Annotated in this window: 23 protein-coding genes and 1 tRNA gene; 12 read left to right on the top strand and 12 right to left on the bottom strand. The window is 69.9% G+C overall.

Annotation, left to right across the window (positions count from 1 at the left end):
* Positions 1–45 precede the first annotated feature (45 nt).
* From D0Y53_RS08320 to D0Y53_RS08275, 10 genes are all read left to right on the top strand, one after another.
* A complete protein-coding gene (locus D0Y53_RS08320) occupies positions 46–687 on the top strand; it encodes a response regulator (protein WP_117202760.1) in 642 nt (213 codons plus the stop codon).
* An 8-nt stretch (positions 688–695) separates the two neighbouring features.
* Positions 696–839 carry a transcriptional regulator gene (locus D0Y53_RS13265; protein ID WP_117202759.1) on the top strand — a complete coding sequence of 48 codons (144 nt, stop codon included), beginning with the start codon at positions 696–698 and terminating at the stop codon, positions 837–839.
* Positions 840–1,230: 391 nt separating this feature from the next.
* Positions 1,231–2,346, top strand: coding sequence for a polyketide cyclase (locus D0Y53_RS08310; RefSeq protein WP_117202758.1), 1,116 nt, complete (start codon positions 1,231–1,233; stop codon positions 2,344–2,346).
* Between the two features lie 97 nt (positions 2,347–2,443).
* Positions 2,444–2,809 (top strand): DUF423 domain-containing protein, encoded by a 366-nt coding sequence (locus D0Y53_RS08305; protein ID WP_117202757.1) that lies wholly within the window; start codon positions 2,444–2,446, stop codon positions 2,807–2,809.
* 7 nt (positions 2,810–2,816) lie between these two features.
* Complete coding sequence (locus D0Y53_RS08300) at positions 2,817–3,491, top strand: DNA-3-methyladenine glycosylase family protein (protein ID WP_117202756.1); 675 nt, start codon at positions 2,817–2,819, stop codon at positions 3,489–3,491.
* Between the two features lie 119 nt (positions 3,492–3,610).
* A tRNA-Leu gene (locus tag D0Y53_RS08295) sits at positions 3,611–3,697 on the top strand.
* Positions 3,698–4,008: 311 nt separating this feature from the next.
* On the top strand, positions 4,009–4,215 hold the full coding sequence (locus D0Y53_RS12695; protein WP_147319044.1) for a hypothetical protein: 207 nt from the start codon (positions 4,009–4,011) through the stop codon (positions 4,213–4,215).
* Between the two features lie 407 nt (positions 4,216–4,622).
* Positions 4,623–7,052, top strand: coding sequence for a ribonuclease R (gene rnr, locus D0Y53_RS08285; protein ID WP_117202754.1), 2,430 nt, complete (start codon positions 4,623–4,625; stop codon positions 7,050–7,052).
* A gap of 200 nt (positions 7,053–7,252) precedes the next feature.
* Complete coding sequence (gene rlmB, locus D0Y53_RS08280; protein ID WP_117202753.1) at positions 7,253–8,011, top strand: 23S rRNA (guanosine(2251)-2'-O)-methyltransferase RlmB; 759 nt, start codon at positions 7,253–7,255, stop codon at positions 8,009–8,011.
* Between the two features lie 40 nt (positions 8,012–8,051).
* Positions 8,052–8,312, top strand: a complete 261-nt coding sequence (locus D0Y53_RS08275; protein ID WP_117202752.1) for a CBU_0592 family membrane protein — start codon at positions 8,052–8,054, stop codon at positions 8,310–8,312.
* 39 nt (positions 8,313–8,351) lie between these two features.
* On the opposite strand, the gene rnt is transcribed toward D0Y53_RS08275, so the two are convergent.
* From rnt to pstS (D0Y53_RS08235), 8 genes are all read right to left on the bottom strand, one after another.
* Positions 8,352–9,056, bottom strand: coding sequence for a ribonuclease T (rnt, locus tag D0Y53_RS08270; protein ID WP_117202751.1), 705 nt, complete (start codon positions 9,054–9,056; stop codon positions 8,352–8,354).
* Positions 9,057–9,241: 185 nt separating this feature from the next.
* Complete coding sequence (gene phoU, locus D0Y53_RS08265; RefSeq protein ID WP_117202750.1) at positions 9,242–9,946, bottom strand: phosphate signaling complex protein PhoU; 705 nt, start codon at positions 9,944–9,946, stop codon at positions 9,242–9,244.
* 55 nt (positions 9,947–10,001) lie between these two features.
* On the bottom strand, positions 10,002–10,814 hold the full coding sequence (pstB, locus tag D0Y53_RS08260; protein WP_117202749.1) for a phosphate ABC transporter ATP-binding protein PstB: 813 nt from the start codon (positions 10,812–10,814) through the stop codon (positions 10,002–10,004).
* A gap of 49 nt (positions 10,815–10,863) precedes the next feature.
* Entirely contained in the window at positions 10,864–11,715 is an 852-nt protein-coding gene (gene pstA, locus D0Y53_RS08255; protein ID WP_117202748.1) for a phosphate ABC transporter permease PstA, read from the bottom strand.
* 1 nt (position 11,716) lies between these two features.
* Positions 11,717–12,688, bottom strand: a complete 972-nt coding sequence (gene pstC, locus D0Y53_RS08250) for a phosphate ABC transporter permease subunit PstC (RefSeq protein ID WP_117202747.1) — start codon at positions 12,686–12,688, stop codon at positions 11,717–11,719.
* Between the two features lie 148 nt (positions 12,689–12,836).
* On the bottom strand, positions 12,837–13,931 hold the full coding sequence (gene pstS, locus D0Y53_RS08245) for a phosphate ABC transporter substrate-binding protein PstS (protein WP_117202808.1): 1,095 nt from the start codon (positions 13,929–13,931) through the stop codon (positions 12,837–12,839).
* Positions 13,932–14,174: 243 nt separating this feature from the next.
* Complete coding sequence (locus D0Y53_RS08240) at positions 14,175–16,322, bottom strand: M36 family metallopeptidase (protein ID WP_158550622.1); 2,148 nt, start codon at positions 16,320–16,322, stop codon at positions 14,175–14,177.
* A gap of 432 nt (positions 16,323–16,754) precedes the next feature.
* Complete coding sequence (gene pstS, locus D0Y53_RS08235) at positions 16,755–17,723, bottom strand: phosphate ABC transporter substrate-binding protein PstS (RefSeq protein ID WP_233511718.1); 969 nt, start codon at positions 17,721–17,723, stop codon at positions 16,755–16,757.
* A 234-nt stretch (positions 17,724–17,957) separates the two neighbouring features.
* Between pstS (D0Y53_RS08235) and D0Y53_RS08230 the strand changes: the two genes are divergently transcribed.
* Positions 17,958–18,530 carry an NADPH-dependent FMN reductase gene (locus D0Y53_RS08230; protein WP_117202744.1) on the top strand — a complete coding sequence of 191 codons (573 nt, stop codon included), beginning with the start codon at positions 17,958–17,960 and terminating at the stop codon, positions 18,528–18,530.
* 70 nt (positions 18,531–18,600) lie between these two features.
* Here D0Y53_RS08230 and D0Y53_RS08225 read toward each other — a convergent pair whose 3' ends face one another.
* From D0Y53_RS08225 to D0Y53_RS08210, 4 genes are all read right to left on the bottom strand, one after another.
* Positions 18,601–19,752: an OprO/OprP family phosphate-selective porin gene (locus D0Y53_RS08225; protein WP_117202743.1), complete on the bottom strand. Its 1,152-nt coding sequence runs from the start codon at positions 19,750–19,752 to the stop codon at positions 18,601–18,603.
* A 104-nt stretch (positions 19,753–19,856) separates the two neighbouring features.
* On the bottom strand, positions 19,857–20,534 hold the full coding sequence (gene nth / locus D0Y53_RS08220) for an endonuclease III (protein ID WP_386724231.1): 678 nt from the start codon (positions 20,532–20,534) through the stop codon (positions 19,857–19,859).
* Positions 20,531–20,866: a hypothetical protein gene (locus D0Y53_RS08215; RefSeq protein WP_117202742.1), complete on the bottom strand. Its 336-nt coding sequence runs from the start codon at positions 20,864–20,866 to the stop codon at positions 20,531–20,533. Before D0Y53_RS08215 ends, nth begins: the two co-directional genes overlap by 4 nt.
* A 76-nt stretch (positions 20,867–20,942) precedes the next feature.
* Positions 20,943–21,725 (bottom strand): enoyl-CoA hydratase-related protein, encoded by a 783-nt coding sequence (locus tag D0Y53_RS08210; RefSeq protein ID WP_117202741.1) that lies wholly within the window; start codon positions 21,723–21,725, stop codon positions 20,943–20,945.
* Positions 21,726–21,934: 209 nt separating this feature from the next.
* Here D0Y53_RS08210 and D0Y53_RS08205 point away from each other — a divergent pair, with 209 nt between their 5' ends.
* On the top strand, positions 21,935–22,621 hold the full coding sequence (locus D0Y53_RS08205) for an FKBP-type peptidyl-prolyl cis-trans isomerase N-terminal domain-containing protein (protein ID WP_117202740.1): 687 nt from the start codon (positions 21,935–21,937) through the stop codon (positions 22,619–22,621).
* Positions 22,622–22,629: the final 8 nt, after the last annotated feature.

The raw sequence follows: 22,629 nt of genomic DNA, 5'->3' as shown, positions 1-22,629 counted from the left end.
CCCGTCGGCAAATCCCCGCACAACGCCCTTGCTGGAGAATCCGCCATGATCCGCATCTGTCTGGTCGACGATCAAACCCTGGTGCGCCAGGGCATCCGCTCGCTGCTGGCGCTGGCCGAGGGCATGGAGGTGGTGGCCGAGGCCGCCGACGGCAAGCAGGCGGTCGAGCTGATCCCGCAGGTCAAGCCGGACGTGGTGCTGATGGACATGCGCATGCCGGCGATGTCCGGGCTGGAGGCGCTGCAGGCGTTGGCGCGGATCGACGCGCTGCCGCCGACCATCATCCTGACCACCTTCGACGACGACCAGCTGGTGCTGGCCGGGCTCAAGGCCGGGGCCAAGGGCTACCTGCTCAAGGACGTCTCGCTGGAACAGCTGGTCGGCGCGATCCAGACCGTGGCCGCCGGCGGCTCGCTGGTGCAGCCGGCGGTGACCCAACGGCTGCTGTCGGGGCTGGAGCACATGCGCAACGAGTTCGTCAGCCTCGACCGGCCCGATCCGTTGACCGATCGCGAGACCGAAATCCTGCGACTGATGGCGTCCGGGTTCTCCAACAAGGAGATCGCCAATTCGCTGGGCGTGGCCGAGGGCACGATCAAGAATCACGTCTCCAACATCCTGTCCAAGCTCGGGGTGCGCGACCGCACCCGCGCGGTGCTCAAGGCCTTCGAACTGCAACTGGTCTGACCGACAGGATGCCCCGCCCGCCGCAGCGCGGCGGGCGTTCGCGGCCGCGCGCGCCGGTGGCGCGCAAGCAGCGGCCGCTCACCCTGTCCAAGCTCGGGGTGCGCGACCGCACCCGCGCGGTGCTCAAGGCCTTCGAACTGCAACTGGTCTGACCGACACGATGCCCCCGCCCGCCGCAGCGCGGCGGGCGTTGGCGGCCGCACGCGCCGGTCGTGGGGCGGCCGGCCCGGGCGGGTTGGCGGCTGACCGCGTGCGCGGCGTCGCGGGGATTTTCGCCGCTGACGCAAGGTCCGGCGCACCGGGCATGGGGCCGCCCGGTCCCCGGCAGCCGCGACCATGCCGCCGCGCGCGATCCTCGCCGCCGGCACCGGGCGAGGGCTGTGAACCGGGTCAAGGAATCGCGCGCTGGCGACGCCATCGCAGCCGCGGTGCGCGGGCCGTCCGTCACCGGCAAGTATTCCCGGGGTGCGGCTTCTTGCTACGATTGCCGGTCTGTGCCCCCGGCTACCGGGCCGGGCCGGGCCGGCTCTGGAGAACCCTGTAATGACCCGTTTGATCGAGATCCTGATTTCCCTGGCGATCGTCACCGCGCTGTTCCTGGTCGTGGGGCTGGTGCTGCCGTCCAGCCGCCATATCGACGAGAAGGTCGAGACCAACCGCAAGATGACGATCGTGTACGACACGCTCAACAGCCTGCGTCGCTTCGAAGACTGGAATCCGCTGGTGCTGCGCGACCCGCGCATGCAGCTGCAGCTGTCGGGCCCCGCGTCCGGCGTCGGCGCGCGCCTGGATTACGACTCCAGCAACCCGCAGCTGGGCCAGGGCAGCTGGGAGATCGTCGCCACCGAGCCCAACGCCAGCGTGACCTACGCGATCGTCAACCCGCAGCGCGGCCACAACAAGCGCAGCACCTTCAGCCTGAAGCCGACCGGGCGCAGCGGCCGCAACGTCGAGATCACCCAGAGCTACGACGTCGACTACGGCTGGGATCTGCTCGGCCGCTACGCCGGCCTGTACGTCAGCCGCCACGTCGGCGACGACATGGAAATGGGCCTGCAGCGCCTGACCAACATGCTGGCGCAGGTGCCCAACACCGATTACCGCGTGCAGGGCAGCAAGCTTGCGGACCTGAAGGTGGTCGAAGTCCCGGCCGAGGACCTGCTGGTGGTCAGCGCCGGCTCGATCGAGCGCAACAACCAGAAGATCAAGGACGCGATGAAGGCCGACATGGAGTGGATCAGGCGCACCATGGACGCCAGTGGCCTGGTCGCCGCCGGCCCGATGCGCATCATCTCCACCGAACTGGGCCGCGAGAACTACACCTTCGACGTCGCCCAGCCGGTACGCCGCGCCGGCGCCGCCGCCGCGGGCGAGGAGTCGGGCACGGCCGCCGCACCGGCGCCCGCCGCCGGCGCTCCGCTCACCGGCCTCAAGCTGCAGGGCCCGGTGAAGTACGTGCGCACCGAGGCCGGCCGCGCCGCGACCGCGTCCTACACCGGCTACATGGCCGAGCTGGAGACCGTGCGCAACGCGCTGCGCGCCTGGGCCCTGACCCAGGGCGAGGAGTCCGTCGGCCTGCCGCACGAGGTCTACAAGAACGGCATCGACCAGGCGTTCACCGCCGATGGCCAGTACCAGGTCTACTGGATGCTGAAGTAAGCGCCGCGGGCCGCCCCGCCGGCCCGCTTGCGCACCGACGCCGCGCCCTGCGCGGCGTTCGTGTTTGTGCGGGACGATCTTCCGAGGAGACCGACCGATGGATGCAGAACTGCAGGCCCGGCGACGCAAGCTGATCGCTGCCGTCGGCGCGATCCTGGCCGCGGCCGGCGTGGCGTTGGCGGCCTACGCCAGCCATGCGGCCACCGGCGCGGCGCAGGCGCCGCTGCAGCAGGCCGCGCTGTTCGCCTTCGCCCACGGCGTGGCCCTGGCCGCCCTGGCGCCGCTGGCGGTGCGCTGGCTGGCGCAGGTGGCGCTGGGCCTGTTGCTGCTGGGCGTGCTGCTGTTCTCCGGCGGACTGCTGGCGGCGCACGCGATCGGCGCCCCGACCACCCTGGTGCCCTACGGCGGCGGCCTGATGATCGCCGGCTGGCTGCTGCACGCGTTCCAGCAGTTCCGGCGCTGAGGCGGCCATGCCCCGGCACGCGCGCGGATTCGACACCGATGCGGCGTTCGCGCACCTGGCGCGGCGCGACCGCAAGCTCGGCGCGTGGATGCGGAAGCTCGGCCCGATCCCGGCCGATCCGCGCTGGCGCAAGTCGTTCGACCCGGTCGATGCGCTGGCGCGCGCGATCCTCTACCAGCAGCTCAGCGGCAAGGCCGCGGCCACGATCGTCGGCCGGGTGGAGGCCGCGATCGGCAGCGACCGCTTCCATTGCGACACGCTCGCGCGCTGCGACGACGCCACCATCCGCGCCTGCGGCGTCTCCGGCAACAAGCTGCTGGCGCTGCGCGACCTGGCGTTGCGCGAGGCGCGCGGCGAGATTCCCGACCTGCGGCGGATGGCGACCATGGACAACGACGCCATCGTCGCGGCGCTGGTGCCGATCCGCGGCATCGGCCGCTGGACCGTGGAGATGATGCTGATGTTCCGCCTCGGACGTCCCGACGTGCTGCCCGCCGACGACCTGGGCATCCGCAAGGGCGCGCAGGTGGTGGACCGGACCGAGACGCTGCCGGCACCGAAGGCGCTGGCGGTGCGCGGCGAGTGCTGGGGCCCGTACCGCACCTACGCCAGCCTGTACCTGTGGCGGATCGCGGACGCCGGCAATGCCGCCCGGGCGCCGACCCGGCGTTCCCAGGACTGAGTCGCGCGCGACCGCGGCGGTTCGGTGCCGGGCGACGGTCTCGGCGGTGCATGGTGGCGACGGCGACGCGACGTGCCGTTGACAACGTCCACGCCGCAACGCACCATACGCGCCCACCCGCCCGGGTGGCGGAATTGGTAGACGCACTAGCTTCAGGTGCTAGCGGGGGCAACTCCGTGGAGGTTCGAGTCCTCTCCCGGGCACCATCTGAGTATCCGCTGACGTTCGCAAACGTCCGGATGATGGACACGAAACCCCGCCTAGCGCGGGGTTTTTTGTTGTTTTCAGTGCGCTACCGTCCGCATCCGTTCGCTTGCATTCGGCCGGACGTGGGGCCTAGCGATCGCGAATGGGCTCGGTGTGTTCCGACCGCGACGGGTCTTGCACAGCTCGCTAGGTGGCGCGGCGGAACGGCAGGGGCTGAGTCTTCAGCCCCCGTCGACCCCCTCGCGACAAATGCGCTTGAAGCGTCCACACAGCGGTCCATGATCGGGGTGCCCTATCACTGGAGAACGCTATGCAACGCGCAATGCTTGTCGGCGGGACGCTCGACGGGACGCTCGTCCAGGTCGCGAGTCTTTCCGCTCCGCTTGAAGCCGGCGGGGAACAGTACCTTCCGCATTCCGGCATCGTCCGTGGTGGACGGCCTGCGGGGCTTGATGGCTTTCTGCTGGCAGAGCGCGAGTTCCCTGCAGGAATACTGGTGAAGCTCATCCTGCACTAGGCGGGCCTAGTCGGGGGTATATCGGGGGGTATCGCTGATATCCGATGATCGAAAATCTAGGGGCGATGCGGTCCATAGGATTCAGTTCGAGTCCTCTCCCGGCACCATCACAGGGCTCCAGAGTTTTCGCTGGATTCCACGGATGACAGACCCCCGCTCCGGCGGGGTTTTTTGTGGCCGCGGGGTGACCGCCACGCACCCGAGCCGGTGTCCCGCGGCACCCGGAAGATGCGCTGCCACTGTGGTGGACGGTGCCGGGGCGCGTTGCCTGCGCACAGCGGTCGGTGCAGCGCACGACGCGGGTGTCTCGACAGCCGCCGTCGCTGCCGACTGCGCGCAGGTCGTCTCGCGCAGGTGGACAGCTTTGCGCCACGGCCCGTCGACAGGCGCGGTGTACCATCGCGGCCATGGACAAACCCCCCAGGCGCGGCAGCGGTCGCGGCAAGGCATCCGGACGCAGCGGCGGCAAGGACCACGGCAGCGCGGAGCGCACAGGCCCGCGCGGGCGCCCCGGCAAGCAGGGCAAGCCGACGCGTCCGGGCTGGATGCCCGAACCCCCGCCGGCACGCGGCCGCGACGCGGGCGCACCGACGCACGATCCCCACGCCGCGCGCGAGGCGCAGCGCTACGAGCAGCCCATCGCCAGCCGCGAAATGATCCTGCAGGTGCTGGCGGCGCACGACGGTCCGATGGATGCGCAGGCGCTGGCCTCGCGGCTGGCGCTGACCGCGCCCGAGCGCTTCGACGCCCTCAACAAGCGCCTGGGGGCGATGCTGCGCGACGGCCAGTTGCTGCAGAACCGCCGCGGCGGCTTCGTCCCGGCCGAACGCGCCGACCTGATCGCCGGCACCGTGATCGCCAATCCCGACGGCTTCGGCTTCCTGCGCCCGGAGAGCGGCGAGGGCGACGACCTGTTCCTGCCGCCCTACGAGATGCGCAAGGTGCTGCACGGCGACCGCGTGCTGGCCAGCGTCACCGGGATGGACCGCCGCGGCCGCCGCGAAGGCGTGATCGTCGAGGTGCTGGAGCACCGGCTCACGCGCCTGATCGGGCGCTTCATCCTCGAGGCCGGGATCAGCTACGTCGAGCCCGACGACCGCCGCATCCAGCGCAACCTGCTGGTGCCGCCGGATGCACGCCTGGACGCGCAGCCGGGGCAACTGGTGGTGGCCGAGATCGTGCAGGCGCCGGACGCGCGGCGCCCGCCGATCGGCCGCGTGCTGGCGGTGCTCGGCGACCGGCTGACCGCATCGCTGGCGGTGGAGGCCGCGATCCACGGCCACGACATCCCGCACCGGTTCTCCCCCGAAGCCATGGCGCAGGCCACCGCGGTGCCGCTGCAGGTCGATGCCGCCAGCGCCGCCGCACGCGTGGACCTGCGCACGACGCCGCTGCTCACCATCGACGGCGAGGACGCCAGGGATTTCGACGACGCGGTCTGGTGCGAACCCAATCGCGACGGGTTCCGCCTGATCGTCGCCATCGCCGACGTCTCCCACTACGTCCGCCCCGGTTCGCCGCTGGACGAGGAGGCGCAGCTGCGCGCGACCTCGGTGTACTTCCCGGGCTTCGTGGTGCCGATGCTGCCGGAGACGCTGTCCAACGGCATCTGCTCGCTCAATCCGCAGGTCGACCGGCTGTGCTTCGTCTGCGACATGCAGGTGCGCCGCGACGGCAGCGTGGGCGAGGCGAAATTCTACGAGGCGGTGATGAACTCGCACGCGCGCCTGACCTACACCGAGGTCTGGAACGCGGTCGGCGACGGCATCCCCGAGGACGAGCGCGCCGCCGCGCTGGCGAAGATCGGGCCGCTGCTGCCGCAGGTGCAGCGCCTGCACCAGCTGTACCGGATCCTCGACAAGGCGCGGGCGCGGCGTGGCGCGATCGAGTTCGAGAGCGTCGAGGTGCGCTTCGCGCTCGACCTGAAAGGCGAGGTCACCCAGGCCGGCATGCTCCAGCGCAACGATGCGCACAAGCTGATCGAGGAATGCATGATCGCGGCCAACGTGCAGGCCGCCGAGTTCCTGCTGGCGGCGGACGTGCCGGCGCCGTACCGCGACCACGACAAGCCACCGGAAGCCAAGTACGCAGACCTGGAGGAGTTCCTCAAGGAGTTCAAGCTGCGGCTGCCGCCGTGGGGCAAGGTGCGGCCGCGCGATTTCCGCGCGCTGCTGGAGCGGATCCGCGAACGCCCGGACGCGGCGCTGCTGGAGTCGGTGATCCTGCGCAGCCAGTCGCTGGCGGTGTACGCGCCGGACAATATCGGCCATTTCGGCCTGGCGCTGGAGGCCTACGCGCACTTTACCTCGCCGATCCGCCGCTATCCGGACCTGCTGGTGCACCGCGCGATCAAGCACGCGCTCACCGGCCGCAGGCCCGAGCAGTACGCCTACACGCCGCACCAGATGGCGGCCCTCTCGCTGCAGTGCTCCGAGCGCTCGCGCCGCGCCGACGAGGCCCAGCGCGAGGTCGACGAGCGCTACCGCGCGGCCTGGATGGAACAGCACGTGGGCGGCGAATTCGACGGCATCATCAGCGGCGTCACCAGTTTCGGCCTGTTCGTGGAACTGGACGATTCCAAGGTCAACGGCCTGGTGCACGTCACCCAGCTGCCGCACGACTACTACCACTTCGATCCGATCCGCAAGACCCTCACCGGCGAACGCCGCGGCCGCGAGTACCGGCTTGGCGACCGCGCCCGGATCGTGGTGCTCAAGGCCAGCCTGGAGGAGCGCAAGATCGATTTCCGGCTGGTGGAGGGCGACGGTCCCGCGGCGCGCGAGCCCGTGCCGCCGTCGCGCGGCAAGCCGGCGAAGCGGGCCAGGGCCGGATCCTGAGGTTTCCTTCTGCTGCCGGGAGCGACGCCGGCCCGGGCTTGTCGAGGGGTACCGCAGGGCGGATGAGGAGCGTTGCTGCGGCGAGCGGGCACGCACCCATCGCCCTGCCTCGCTGCGCAAAGCGGTCCCCTTGCCGGGGACAGGACGACGGCGCGGTGTCCCGCCACGGCCGCGGCAGGCGACTAGGGCAAAATACCCGCATGAGCAAGGACAGCCAGTGGATCGCCGGCATCAACGCAGTCGCCTCGGCGATCGAGCACGACGCCGACAACGTGCGCGAGGTGCTGCTGGAGGCCGGGGCGAAAAACCCGCGGATCGTCGAGATCGAGGGCCATGCGCGGCGCCTGGGCATCGACGTGCGCCGGGTCGCGCAGCAGGCACTGGACGGCGTCGCCGGCGGCCTGCGGCATCAGGGCGCGGTGGCGCGTTACGCCGCGGCCAAGACCTGGGACGAGCACGAGCTGCCGGCCTTGATCGAGGCCGCGCAAGGCCGCGCCCTGGTGCTGGTGCTCGACGGCGTGCAGGACCCGCACAACCTCGGCGCCTGCCTGCGCAGCGCGGCCGCGGCCGGGGTCACTGCGGTGGTCATCCCCCGGGACAAGGCGGCGACGGTCAACGCCACCGTGCGCAAGACGTCGGCCGGCGCCGCCGACCGCATCCCGGTGATCCGCGCCACCAACCTGGCGCGCTGCCTGCGCGAGCTGCAGCAGCTCGGGATGTGGATCTACGGCCTGGCCGGCGACGCCGAGGCTTCGCTGTACGCGCTCGACCTGACTGGCAACGTGGCGCTGGTGCTGGGCGGCGAGGCCGACGGCCTGCGCCGCCTGACCCGCGAGCATTGCGACCGGCTGGCGAAGATCCCGATGCCGGGCGACACCGAAAGCCTCAACGTGTCGGTCGCCGCCGGCGTCGCCCTGTTCGAGGCCGTGCGCCAGCGTCGAGCGGCCGCAGCCGGATAAGCGTCGAGTTGTTCGGACCTTCCTTGACGAGGGGAATGCGATGGGCCTGGAGTGGTACGACTGGATCGGCATTGCCGGCACGCTGATGGTGCTCGGGGCGTTTCTGCTGCTGCAGGCCGGGCGCCTGTCCGGCACCGGCATCGTCTATCAGTTGCTCAACCTGTTCGGCGCCGGCGGCGTGCTGCTGTCGCTGCTGGGCAGCTTCAACGTGGCGGTGTTCCTGCTGGAGCTGGCGTGGATGCTGATCAGCGGCTACGGCATCGTGCGCTCGTTCAGGACGCGGCGCGCGACATCGGGCTAGCGGCGGCAAGGCGCTGCGGGCGCCGCTGCCGGCACGGCATCACGTCGGCGGCGGCGACGGACCGGTCCCGGCGGTTGCGGCCGGCGTCGCCGCGTCGGCCGCGCGCGTCCATCCGCCCCAGGTGTTGGCGATCCTGCAGAACAGCTCCGCGGTGCGTTCGGCGTCGTACACCGCCGAGTGCGCCTCGTCGCTGTTCCAGCCAAAGCCCGCGGCCTGCACCGCGCGCGCCAGCACCGTCTGCCCGTAGGCGACGCCGCCCAGGGTGACCGTGTCGAACACGCTGAAGGGGTGGAACGGGTTGCGCTTGTGCTGCACCCGCGCCACCGCGGCGTTGAGGAAGCCGAGGTCGAAGTGGGCGTTGTGCCCGACCAGGATCGCGCGCTGGCAGGCGTGCCGGCGCACCGCCGCGCGCACCGCCGCGAACACGTGGTCCAGCGCCTCCTTTTCCGGCTTGGCCATGCGGAACGGGTGGTCGAGGATGATGCCGGTGACTTCCAGCGATTTCGGATCGATCTCCAGCCCGGGCGCCGGCTGCAGGTGCGCGCAGGCGACCTCGCCGGGGACGAAGCGGCCCTGCGCGTCGAGCTCGATCGGGATGGCGGCCAGCTCCAGCAGCGCGTGCCTGGCGCAGTCGAAGCCGCCGGTCTCCACGTCCACCACCACCGGCAGATAGCCGCGGAAGCGCTCGGCCATGCGCTTGAAGGGCGCCGGTGCCGCGGCGGCGGGACTGTCCTGCTCGGTCATCGCGCAAGCGTAGCAGAGGGGCGCCCGGACGCCAGGCGTCGTGTCGTTCCCGCGACGCGATGCGCGCGCAACCATCTGCCTGCGGGCAGCGTGCCGTCGGCCGCGACCGGCGCCTGCGGCCGTGCCGGGAGGGGCGCGAGTTGCGGTCGGCGCCGTGGCCGCGGGGGCGCCCCGCAGGCGCGGGGTCAGGTCGCGGTATTGGTCTCGTCGCGCTTGTCGCGCGGCGGCAGGTCGTCCTCGCCGTGCACCAGGAACCAGACGTTCTCGGCGATGTTGGTGGCGTGGTCGCCGATGCGCTCGATGTTCTTGGCCATGAACAGCAGGTGCGTGCAAGGGGTGATGCTGCGCGCGTCCTCCATCATGTAGGTCAGCAGCTCGCGGAACAGGCCGGTGTACTGCGCATCCAGTTCGGCGTCGCCGGCGCGCACGCGCTGCGCGGCGGCGGCGTCGCTGTCGCGGTAGGCGGCGAACACGTCGCGCAACTGCCGCACCGCCAGCGCGCCCAGCGCGGACAGGCCGCGGGTGAGCGGCAGCGGCGGCGACAGGTTCAGCGCCAGCGAGCGCTTGGCGACGTTGGCGGCGTAGTCGCCGATGCGCTCGATGTCGGCGGCGATCCGCAGCGCGGCGAGGATTTCGCGCAGGTCGCGCGCCAGCGGGCCGCGCAGCGCCAGCTTCATCACGTCCTGGCTGATTTCGCGCTCGAGCGCGTCCAGCGCCTCGTCGTTGCCGATCACGCGTTCGGCGGCCTTGTCGTCGCGGCGTTCGACCACGTCCAGCGCGGCCTCCAGCTGCGCGGCGGCCATCTCGCCCATGCGCAGCAGTTCGGCGGTCAGCCGGCGCTGCTCTTCGTCGAGGCTTCTGACGATGTGTCCGTGGGGTTGGGTGTTCATGCCGATGTCCCGTGGATGCTTGCGCTCCGGAGCGGTCGCGGAAGTCCGCGATTCGTCATCCGAATCGCCCGGTGATGTAATCCTCGGTCTGCCGCTTCGAGGGGTTGGAGAAGATGGTCTCGGTGGTGTCGTGCTCGATCAGATCGCCCAGGTACATGAAGGCGGTGTAGTCGGACACGCGTGCGGCCTGCTGCATGTTGTGGGTCACGATCAGGATGGTGTAGTCGCGCTTGAGCTCCTCCACCAGTTGCTCGATGCGGCTGGTGGAGATCGGATCCAGCGCCGAGGTCGGCTCGTCGAGCAGCAGCACTTCCGGGCGCAGCGCCACCGCGCGGGCGATGCACAGGCGCTGCTGCTGGCCGCCGGACAGCCCCAGCGCGTTGTGCCTGAGCTTGTCCTTGACCTCGTCCCACAGCGCGGCCTGGCGCAAGGCGGCCTCCACCCGCATCGCCATCTCCGCCTTCGACAGGCGCTCGTGGTGGCGGATGCCGTAGGCGACGTTCTCGAAAATCGTCATCGGGAACGGCACCGGCTTCTGGAACACCATCCCGACCTTGCTGCGCAGGCGGTTGATCGGGTACTTCGGGCCGAGGATGTCCTCGCCGTCGAGCAGGACCGTACCGCTGGCGCGCTGTTTCGGATACAGCGCGTAGATGCGGTTGAACACCCGCAGCAGGGTGGACTTGCCGCAGCCGGAAGGCCCGATCAACGCGGTGACGCGCCGCTCCGGGATGTCGAGGTCGACGCCCTTGACCGCGCGGAAGTCGCCGTACCAGAAGTCCAGGCCGCGCGCGGCCAGCTTCGGCGCAGCGGCCGGGGCCGGTCCGCGGGCGGGCGAGGCGACGGGATCGAGGCGGGCGTCCTGCATGGCCGGTGTCCGGGACGGAGTGTGGATGGGATGAGTGCGGGCGAGGACGTCAGTCATGGTCGATCCGGTTGCGGGACACGATCGCGCGCGCGGCCAGGCTGATCAGCAGCACGAACAGGGTCAGGATGAAGGCGCCGGCCCAGGCCAGCGCGTGCCAGCTTGCGTACGGGCTCATCGCGTACTGGAAGATCACCACCGGCACGTTGGCCATCGGCGCCAGCACGTCGGTGGTCCAGTACTGGTTGTTGAGCGCGGTGAACAGCAGCGGCGCGGTCTCGCCGGAGATGCGGGCCAGGGCGAGCAGGATGCCGGTGACGATGCCCGGCAGCGCCGAGCGGTACAGCACCTGCGCCGTCACCTTCCACTGCGGCACGCCCAGCGACAGCGCCGCCTCGCGCATCTGCACGGGCACCAGTTGCAGCATTTCGTCGGTGGTGCGCACCACCACCGGCAGTACGATGAAGGCCAGCGCGATCGCGCCGGCCAGCGCCGAGAAGTGGCCCATCTGCGCCACCACCAGGGTGTAGACGAACAGGCCGAGCACGATCGAGGGGGCAGACAGCAGGATGTCGTTGACGAAGCGCACGGTCTCGCCGAGGCGGCTGCCGCGGGCGTACTCGGCCAGGAAGGTGCCGGCCAGCACCCCGATCGGCGCGCCGATGGCGATGCCGAGCAGGCTCATCAGCGCGCTGCCGAAGAACGCGTTGAGCAGGCCGCCGCTCTCGCCCGGCGGCGGCGTCATCTGCGTGAACAGCGCCGGGGTGATCGCGGCCAGCCCGTTGCTGAAGGTGGTCCACAGGATCCACACCAGCCAGAACAGCCCGAACACCGTGGCCAGGATCGCCAGCGCCTGCGCCACCAGGTTGCGGGTCCGGCGGAGCGCGTACAGCGGGATGCGCATCTCAGCGGCCCTCCCGCCTGGCCAGGCGCCGCAGCATCAGCCGCGCCAGCGACAGCACCACGAACGTCACCAGGAACAGCACGAAGCCGAGCGCGATCAGCGAAGAGCGGTACATCTCCGAATCGGCCTCGGCGAACTCGTTGGCGATGGTCGCGGCGATCGAGTTGCCCGGCATCAGCAGCGAGGCGGTCAGCTCGTGCGCATTGCCGAGCACGAAGGTCACCGCCATGGTCTCGCCGAGCGCGCGGCCCAGGCCGAGGAAGATGCCGCCGATCACCGCCGAGCGCGTGTACGGCAGCACCACGTCCCAGACCACCTCCCAGCGGGTGGAGCCCAGCGCATAGGCCGATTCCTTCAGCCGGCCGGGCACGGTCAGGAACACCTCGCGCATCACCGAGGCGATGAACGGAATCACCATGATCGCCAGCACCAGCCCGGCGGTGCCCATGCCCAGGCCCAGCGGCGGGCCGGAGAACAACGCGCCGATCAGCGGCCACTGGCCCAGGTGCGCGTCCACCCACGGATACACGTGCTCGGCCAGCACCGGCACCAGCACGAACAGGCCCCACATGCCGTAGATGATCGAGGGGATGCCGGCCAGCAGCTCGATCGCCGCGCCGACCGCGCCGCGCAGCCACTTCGGTGCGATCTCGGTCAGGAACATGGCGATGCCGAAGCTCACCGGCACCGCGATCGCCATGGCGATGACGGCGGTGACGACGGTGCCGTAGATCGGCACCAGCGCGCCGAAGACCTGGTTGACCGGATCCCACGCGTCCGACCAGAGGAAGCCGAGCCCGAACCTGGCGAACGCCTCGCGCCCGCCCCACAGCATCGACAGCGCCGCGGCAGCCAGCGAAACCAGCACGAGCACGCCGGCGCCGGTGACCAGCCAGCGGAAACTGCGGTCGGCGATGGCGTCGCGCCGGTTGCGGATGTCGGCGGCTGCGGCGGGAAGGGTGGTGGTGTTCATCGGGTCCGGTTGCGCTTGTCATGCCTGCGCGGGCGGGAATCGAGTGTCTTTTGTGGTGCCGATTCGACAGGAGGTCGCTGGATCCCCGCTTGCGCGGGGATGCCGCATCGACAAAGCCGCCCGCGCTGCGCGCGAGCGGGCCGATGCGTCACTTGAACTCGGCCGCCCAGTAGGCCTCGACCTGCTGCACCAGTGCCGGCGGCAGCGGCACGTAATCGAGTGCCTGCGCCTGCGGCTGGCCGTTCTCCAGCGCCCACTTGAAGAAGGCGAGCGCGTCGGCCGAACGCCTGGCGTCCTTGGGCTGCTTGTACATCAGGATGAAGTTGGTGGCGGCGATCGGCCAGGCGTCGGCGCCGGGCGCATCGGTGATCACCAGGCTGAAGTCGCGCGCGTTGGCCCAGTCGGCGGTCGCGGCCGCGGCCTGGAAACTCGCCGCGCCCGGCTGCACCCAGTGGCCGGCGGCGTTGCGCATCTGCACGTGCGCCATGCCGTTCTGCGAGGCGTAGGCCAGCTCGACGTAGCCGATCGACCCCTTGATCTGCTTCACGTACGCGGCCACGCCCTCGTTGCCCTTGCCGCCGATGCCGCCCGGCCACTGCACCGAGGTGCCTTCGCCGACCGTGGACTTCCATGCCGGGCTGACCTTGGACAGGTAGTTGACGAAGTTGAAGGTGGTGCCGGAGCCGTCGGAGCGGTGCACGACGTTGATCTTCGAGGACGGCAGCGCAACACCGGGGTTGAGCGCGGCGATGGCGGGATCGTTCCAGGTGGCGACCTTGCCGAGGAAGATGTCGGCGATCAGGGGGCCGGTCAGGCGGAGCGCGCCGGGCGCGACACCCGCCACGTTGACCACCGGCACCACGCCGCCGATCGCCGAGGGGAACTGGCCGAGCCCGGCCGCGGCGAGCTCGTCGCTGGGCAGGGGCTTGTCGCTGGAGCCGAAATCGACGGTGCCGGCCTTGATCTGGGCGATGCCGCCGCCCGAGCCGATCGACTGGTAGTTGATCTTGTGGCCGGTGGCCTTGTGATAGTCGTCCGACCACTTCGACAGCAGCGGATAGATGAAGGTGGCGCCGGCTCCCGTGATCTCCGCGGCGACCCGATCGCCGGTCTGGCTGGCGGCGGGCGCCGGCGTGGCGTCGGTGGCGGCGGGGGTCGTGTTGCCGTCGGCGGCCGGCTTGCAGGCGGCGACGGCCAGGACAACGGCGAGCGAGAGGACGGCAAGGCGGATCGGCGATTTCATGCACAACTCCATGGCGGGCGTAGGCCGGTCAGGTCGGCGGACCCCGCCATGAAATGATGTTTTTGTTACATCCAGATGACATCCGTGCCGGTTGGGCGATCCCGTTCAGGCGCCCTGCGGTGCAGAGAGCGCGCTTCCCTGGCGCGGGTAATGCCGTGCCGTCCCCGGGAATCCACGCGATCGCCGCGCGCGAAAAAAAGGGGGCGCCGATGCGCCCCCTCGTTGCTGCCGGAAAGCCGGGTCTCATTGGCACCCGGCCGGCTTCACGAACGACTCGGTGATGACGATCTTGGAGCCGCGCACCGCCCCTTTGGCACCGACGCCGACGCCGTAGTGGGCGAACGCATCCCAGACCTGGCATTCGAAACCGCTGCCTGCGGTGGCGGCGAGGATGCCGTCGCGCATGTCTTCGAAAGTCGGATGTGCGCGGGTGTAGTTCATGCCGTCCACCACGTATCCCAGCATGGTGTTGCGATCCTGGCCCGCGTTCTGGAAGTTCTGCCACAGGCGCCAGCCGATCGCGCCATACAGTTCGCCGTCGAAATGCACTTCGGTGCCGGTGACGTCGGCATAGGTGCGCGAGTAGTTGGCGTAGGGTTCCGAACGGATGCCTGCCGGAATGCCGAAGGAGTATTCGCCCACGACATCGTCGTTGTTGACGACGACCGACAGCACGTCGCTCATGCCTTCGCCGATGGCGCCGGACATCGGCCCATCCATCCGGCCGATCATCCGCCAGGTCAGGCCGTGGCCGTATTCGTGCCAGACGATGTCCGAATCAACGTCGCCGTCGCGCATGATTGGCGGCGGATCGAGCAGGCGCATGGTCGCGTTGACGCCGGCCAGCCCCTTCAGGGTAGCGCCATCGGACTGCCCGACCATCAGCGCCGGGATGGTGATGGTGGCATCGTCGCCGCCCATCACGATCGGGGCGCCGGCGTTGTTGGCGACGATCACGCCCACCGCGCCCGCGTTTTGCGCGTTCTTGACCTTGATCGCGAATGTGCAAAAGCCGCGGTCGATGATCGCGATCTTGCCGGAGACGTCGTTGACGATCGGTTCGCAGCCGTCGCTGGCGGTACCGCCGGCTACGGCGTCGTCGACCAGCACCGCGTCGCCGGTCAGGCCCGTGGCGTCGAGCGCGGCACCGAACTGGGCACGGCGCGCGGGCATCGGGGCGATGCCCTCCGGAGCGTTGACCACGACTTCATGGTCGGGGGACGGCGACGACCACAGGTACATCTGCATGCGCGGGTTCTGGCCGTCGCGCGGAGTGGCGAAGTTGGCGTTGTCGGTGCCGCCGCCGTCCTGCGCCTCGGCGTTGACCGAATCGCTGCCGCGGGCGCCGAGGCCGAAGTTGTCCTCCTGGAAGTTGCCGGCGGCCTCGTCGAAGCCGTAGGCGTAAAGGGTGTCGTGGATGACGTTGTTGAGGAAGAACAGGTTCTGCACCGCCACCGCGCGGTTGACCGGCTCCGATGGCTGGATGCCGGCGTCGAACACCGCGAGGAAGTTGCCGTCGCCGACGGTGGTGCCGCCGGAGTCGGGCACGCTGTCGTTGACGGCATCGAGGTAGGCATGGACGCTGTTGCCGGCGATGTCGATCGAACGGTGGTTGCCGGGGAACAGCCAGTCCGGCACGCCGGAAACGACGGCCTGCGGGGTCTTGTCGGGATCGACGGCGAACACGTTGTAGGAGTCGCTGTTGGTGCGGCGCACGACTTCGACCACGCGCCCGCCGCCGTCGACCAGCGTTTCATGCAGCAGATTGCCGGCGCGCTGCCAGGTCTGCACCAGGAAGCCGGTCGACATCGTGCCATCGCTCATCGGCACCGCGACCCGGGTCACCCGCGGCTCTTCGAGGAAGCGCTGGCCCTTGGCGAACGTGGTGAGATTGCCGTGGCGCCCGGCGACTTCCGGCACGGTGCCCGCGAGCTTCAAGCTGCGGAAGGCGGCGGCAAGCGCCCTGCGCTCGTCGATCGCGGCGCGCGCCACGCCCGTGGCGGGTACCGGCGCGAGGTTCTCGATCAGGCTGACCAGTGCGCCCCTGCGATCGAACGTGGCCTTGACATAGGTGTCGTACACCGGCAACCCGGCGACCTGCTGGGTCATGCGCACATGCGCACGATCCCTGCGCCAGTCGGTTTGCCGCGAGACCAACAGCAGGGAACGCAGGGTGCGATCACTCTTGCCGCGGACACGCAGGTAGCCGGCGATCACCGTGCCGGGGGCTGCCTGGGACGGCGAGGTCAGCGGGCGTCCCGCCTGGGCGCGCGCGACATGGGTAGCCAGCTGGTTCGGGGAAAGCGCGTTGGCGGCGCTGGCGGCGGACATCGCCAACGCCAGGCTTGCGGCCAAGACGCCCACGGTCAGGGTCCGGGTTCGATTCATCATGACTTCGGTTTCCTCAGGCGGATGGGTTCGCGGGATGCCCTGGGCACAGGGGGTGCGCTTGCCGCAGCATCCGCGGACGCCGGTCGCGGGTTTCTGGCCATCGCCTGTCATCCCTTCTCACGACTGGAATCTTCCCCGCTGGAGAGGCTCCGGAACGGGTCGGGCTAGCGGTTCGCGCCGCGCTCAGCCTTCCCCATGGAAGGCGTGCCGGACTGCAGCTCCGGGTCGGGCGTCGGAGAAGGTGTGTTCACCTGCCGTAAGGCGATGTGATGGCCGCGTGCGTCCTGGCCGGGCTCCGCGGGGCAAGCATGGGTTCGCCGCGCATTCATCTTGCGGATGCCCGGCAGGCTCGGCCGGTCGTGCTGCGGACGCAAAAAAAGCGCGGACCCGAAGGCCCGCGCAATGGCTTCCATCACGGGGGAACTGGCTGGCTCAGTACGGCATGTTCTGCGCCCAGTACGCTTCGATCTGCTGCACCAGCGCGTCGGGCAGCGGCACGTAGTCCAGGGTCCTGGCCTGGGCGTCGCCGTTGGCGTACACCCACTGGAAGAACTCCCGGGCCTGCCTGGCGCTGGCCGCGTTCTTCGGCTGCTTGTACATCAGGATGAAGTTGGTGGCGGTGATCGGCCAGGCGTCCGCGCCCGGCGCATTGGTCATCACCAGATGGAAGTCCCGGGTGCTGGTCCAGTCGGCACTGGCGGCAGCCGCGGAGAAGGTCGCGTCGGACGGCAGCACGTAGTTGCCGGCGGCGTTCTTCAGGCGCGCGTAGGTCATCTTGTTCTGCAGCGCGTAGGACAACTCGACGTAGCCGATGCCGCCGTTGATCTGCTTGACGTAGGCAGCCACGCCCTCGTTGCCCTTGCCGCCGATGCCGGTGGGCCACTTGACCGAGGTGCCTTCGCCGACCTTGGCCTTCCAGTCGCTGCTGACCTTGGACAGGTAGTTGACGAAATTGAACGTGGTGCCGGAACCGTCGGAGCGGTGGACCACGGTGATCTTCTTCGCCGGCAGCTGGACCCCGCCGTTCAGGGCGACGATGCGCGGGTCGTTCCACAGCTTGATCTTGCCGAGGAAGATGTCGGCCAGCAGCGGGCCGTCGAGCTTGAGCGCGCCGGAGGGCACGCCGGGGACGTTGAGCACCGGCACCACGCCGCCGATCACCGAGGGGAATTGCGCCAGCCCGGCCTGCGCCAGCTCTTCCGGCTTCAGCGGCGCATCGGAGGAGCCGAAGTCCACGGTGCCGGCCTTGATCTGCGCGATGCCGCCGCCGGAGCCGATCGACTGGTAGTTGACCTGCTTGCCGGTGGCCTTGGCGTAGTCGGCCGACCACTTCGACATGACCGGATAGATGAAAGAGGCCCCGGCGCCGGTGACGTCGGCGGCCTGGGCATTGGCGGCCAGGCCGAACGCGAGGGCGAAGGCGAGGGTTGCGGTGCGGAACGAAAAGCGCTTGGACACGGTGGACTCCGGGGTGGGATGCGGGCATTGCAACGTGCGGCGATGACCGCGGCATGTCGGCCCGATGGCAGGACGATGACGGTGCCGCCGCACACCGGTCCGCGGCGGCCGCGCTTCATCGCCCGATCACTCCCCGCGGCCCATGCTGCCGCCCGCTCCCAAGGTGCAGGAACCCCCATGACCACCTACAAGATCGGATATTTCGTCGGCAGTCTTGCCAAGGGCTCGATCAACCGCCTGCTGGCCAAGGCGCTGGTGCGCCTGGCGCCGAAGCAACTGGAGATGGTCGAGATCCCGATCCGCGACCTGCCGCTCTACAGCTACGACTACGACGCGGACTATCCGCCGGTGGCGCGCGACTTCAAGCAGGCGATCGCCGCGGTCGACGGGATCCTGTTCGTCACCCCGGAATACAACCGCTCCATCCCCGGCGGCCTGAAAAACGCCATCGACTGGGCCAGCCGGCCGTGGGGGCAGAATTCCTTCGCGCGCAAGCCGTCGGGGGTGATCGGCACCTCGCCGGGCGCGATCGGGACGGCGGTCGCGCAGCAGGATCTGCGCAGCGTGCTGTGCTTCTGCAACTCGCCGCTGATGAATACCGTGGAGGCCTACATCCAGTTCACGCCGGGACTGATCGAGGAGGACGGCACCGTGACCAACCCGTCGACCGAGGAGTTCCTGCGCAAGTACATGGACGAGCTGCACCTGTTCGTGCAGCGGGTGTTGACCGTGCTGCCGCGGGAGGATTGAATAGGCTCCGGCAAAATGCGACGGGCGCGACTCTCGCCGCGCCCGTCGTGTCCGCTTCGCGCGAGCGGGCTTACCAGAAGAACTGCGCGCGCGCTTCGAGGATCCCCGGATCGTCGCTGACGCCGCGGCGATCGCTGTCGACCTTCACGTAGTTCAGCATGAACTTGAAGTTGGAGCGCCAGTACCAGTTCACGCCGGCGGTAAGGGTGTCCATCTTGCCGCCGGACACGCCGGCATCGTCCAGGTCCATGGTGTCGTAGCGCAGGCCCAGCTGCCACATGCCCGCCGCGGGGTTGGCCGGCAGCGAGGTGCTCGGGGTGCCGGCCTTGTAGCCCCAGGTCTCCCCGGTCACGTTCCACACGCCGCTGACGTAGCCGCTGGTGCCGGTGAAGTCCTGCGACCCGGTGCCGTAGCGGGACACCTTGGACGACATGTATTCGGCCTGCAGCTTGACCGGGCCGTGGATCCACAGGCCTTCCACGCCCAGCGTGCCGACGCGGTCGGTATCGAGCAGGCTGCCGGTGTCGATCAGACGGGCCGCCATGTCCGCGTCCGGACGCGCGCGATAGCGCAGGGTGTCGGCGTCGGTGTCGTAATCCGCGTACGACAGACCCAGGTGCAGGACGTTGCCCTTGGCGTTGATCGGCGCCCAGAACCCGCGCACGCCGTAGCCGCTGCCGTGGGCGCGGTTGCGGGTCAGTTCGCGGCCGAACACGCTGCCGGTGACGCCCCAGTTGCCGTCGCCGTAACCGGCGCCGACGCCCAGCCGCCGCGACACGGCGAAGGTGTTGGTCGCCATCGCCTTGGAGATGAAGTCGTTGTTCTTGGTCGAGGACAGTTCCTCCAGGCTGTTGGGCTGCTTGAACTGGCCGACCTGGATGAAGCGGCTGCTGTTGCCGCCGAGCTTGTACTTGGCGAAGACGTCGAGGAACTTGCCGTCGCCGGAGGCGTCGTAAGCCAGCGCCCATTCGAAGTTGCCCGGGCCCTTGCCCTTGAGCCCGAGCTCGGCGCGACGCAGGCCGAAGTCGGCATCCAGGCCGTCGCCGGCATCGCCGTCGAGGTTGGCGAAGTCGCTGTCGTACCAGTAGGCGTCGGTCTGCAACAGGCCTTCGAAGCTGACGTCGGAGCCGGCGATGTTGTCGATCGCGATTTCGGCGTGGGCGGCCGGGGCGGCGAGGGCGGCCAGCAGCGCGAGGGAAAGGAGATTCGGGGAGGGTTTCATGGAAATGCCTGGGGCGTTGGAGGACGGCGGGCAGCGTAGAGCGTGAATCTTTCGTTATTGTGACAAGCCTGTCTTGTGGCGCCGCAGTTTCGCGATGACGACAGTCAGGGCTCGACGGTCTTGTCCGGCCAGCGGCACAGGTCGCGGATCGGGCAGCGCCAGCACTCGGGTCGGCGCGCCTTGCAGGTGTAGCGACCGTGCAGGATCAGCCAGTGATGGGCGTCGCGCCGGTAGCGCTCCGGCACGACCCTGAGCAGGCCATCCTCGACCGCGCGCACGGTCCTGCCCGGCGCCAGTCCGGTGCGGTTGGCGACGCGGAAGATGTGGGTGTCCACGGCGATGGTCGGTTCGCCGAAGGCGGTGTTGAGCACCACGTTGGCGGTCTTGCGGCCGACACCGGGCAACGCCTCCAGCGCTTCGCGGGTGCGCGGCACCTCGCCGTCGTGCAGTTCCAGCAGTTGCCGGCACATCGCGATCACGTTCGCGGCCTTGGCGTTGTACAGGCCGATGCTGGAGATGTAGCGCTTCAGGCCGTCCTCGCCGAGGGCGAGGATCCGCTGCGGGGTGTTGGCCACCGGGAACAGCCGCCGCGTGGCCTTGTTGACGCCGACGTCGGTGGCCTGCGCCGACAGGATCACCGCAACCAGCAGTTCGAACGGCGTGGCGTAGACGAGCTCCGTGGTGGGCGCGGGGTCGAGTTCGGCGAGGCGCGCGAACAGTTCCTCGATCTCCTTCGGCCGCAGCTTGCTGGCGTGGCGCCGGCGCGTCGGCGTGGCGCTCACCGCTGGCCGCGCCGACCGGCCCGGGCCAGGGCGCGGGCCAGCGCCGCGGCCGCGGCTGGTGGCAGCGCGGCGGTCGGCGTGGTGGCGGCGCGCTCGCCGGCATCGCCCGCGGCCGGCCTGCGGCGTTCGCGGCGCTCGCGTTGCCGCCGGGCCAGTCGGGCTTCGCGGGCGCGGAAGCGTTCGCGCGCAGCCAGTGCGCGCGTGCGCGCCAGACGCGCGGCGCGCAAGGCATCGCGGCACGCGGCGTTGCAGCCGGCGCAATCGATGCCGGCATCCAGCAGGCCCAGCTCGATCGCCGCGTCGAAGTCGTCGCGGCGCAGCGCAGCCTGCAACGCGTGCGCACGCGCGCCGGCTACGGCACGGCAGCCGCAACCCGGGCAAGGCAGGCTGGCATCGGCGTCCGCCAACTCAGCGGCCGACGAAGGTGGGTTTGCGTCGTTCGAGGAACGCGGTGGTGCCCTCGCGCATGTCGTCGGTGGCGAACATCAGCCCGAACTGCGTCGCCTCGTACGCCAGGCCTTCCTCGATCCCGCATTCGCCGCCGTAGTTGACGCAATCCAGCACCCCGCGCAGCGCCAGCGGCGCGGCGTTCGCCAGTTGCTGCGCCAGCGCCATGGTCTGCTCTTCGAGTTCGGCGGCCGGTACCACGCGGTTGACGATGCCCAGCTGCAGCGCGCGTGCCGCGTCGACCGGCGCGCCGGTCAGGCACAGCTCCAGGGTCGCCGCGCGCCCGGCCAGGCGCAGCAGCCGCTGGCTGCCGCCGAAGCCCGGAATCAGGCCGAGTCCGACTTCCGGTTGTCCGACCCTGGCCGTGTCCGCGGCGATCCGCAGGTGGCAGCACAGGGCCAGCTCCAGACCGCCGCCCAGGGCATAGCCGTTGACCATCGCGATCACCGGCTTGGGCAGGGTCTCGACCGTGCGCATCATGCGTTGCCCGCGCAGCGCGAAGTCGCGGCCCTGCACCGGGGTCAGGGGGTTCATCTCGGCGATGTCGGCGCCGGCGACGAAGGCCTTGGGACCGGCACCGGTGAGCACCAGCACGCGCACCGCCGGTTCGGCCGCGGCGGCGGCGAAGGCGGCATGCAGCGCATCCAGCGTGGCGGCGTTCAATGCGTTCAGCTTGTCGGGACGGTTGACGGTCAGCACGCGCACCGCGCCGTGGTCGTTGCTCAGCAGGAGGGGTTCGGTCATGGGGGGCTCGCAAGGGTCCGTGGAGTGGCCGAGCGCGCGGAACTCTGCGGCTCGGCGCGGGTCGGACGGGAGTCGTCAGTGGCGGTTAAGGCCGGCGGCCGTTATCCTAACGCGTCACCGTGTCCGGTTCGGCGGGCGGTTCTTCCATCGTCCGCGGCCGGCCCTGGCGCCATCCCAGATCCTCAAGCTCCAACCGGAGGCCCCACCGAATGAAGTTGCGTTTGCTCACCGCCACCCTGGCGGCCCTGACCCTGAGCTCTGGCCTGGCCATTGCGCAGGACACGACCTCCGCCAAGGGCAAGCTCAGCTACGCCCTGGGGTACCAGCTCGGCCGCGAGGCGATCGAGAGCGGCGAGGCGCTGGATCTCAACACCATGACCAAGGCGCTGGCCGACGGCTACGCGAAGAAGGACCCGGCGGTGCCGGTGGATCAGATGCGCAGCGCCTACCAGGACATGCAAAAGCGCATGCAGGCCAAGGCCAAGGCCGCCTACGACAAGGCCGCGGCCGAGAACAAGACCCGCAGCGACAGCTTCCTGGCCCAGAACAAGGCCAAGGCCGGGGTCAAGACCCTGGCCAATGGCGTGCAGTACCGCGTCATCGAGGTCGGCAACGGCGCCAAGCCCACTCTGGGCAGCAGCGTCGAACTGGAAGTCGGCGGCCCGTATCCCTGGGGCCAGCACCCGACTCCGGCGCAACCGGCGCAGAAGATGGAGTCGACCAAGCTCAGCGAGATCGAGATGCCAGCGATCCGCGAGGTGCTGATGCAGATGCCGGCCGGTTCCAAGTGGGAAGTGGCATTGCCGCCGGACAAGGCTTTCGGCGCCGATCCGCGCAGCCCGTTCCCGCCGAACGTGGCGGTGGTGTTCGAGGTCAAGCTGCTCGGCGTGAAGTAAGCCGCGGC

The organism is Cognatiluteimonas weifangensis (assembly GCF_003416885.1).
Taxonomy (GTDB): domain Bacteria; phylum Pseudomonadota; class Gammaproteobacteria; order Xanthomonadales; family Xanthomonadaceae; genus Cognatiluteimonas; species Cognatiluteimonas weifangensis.
The sequence above is the reverse complement of the archived record's forward strand: the minus strand, read 5'-3'. Positions and strand labels throughout refer to the sequence as shown.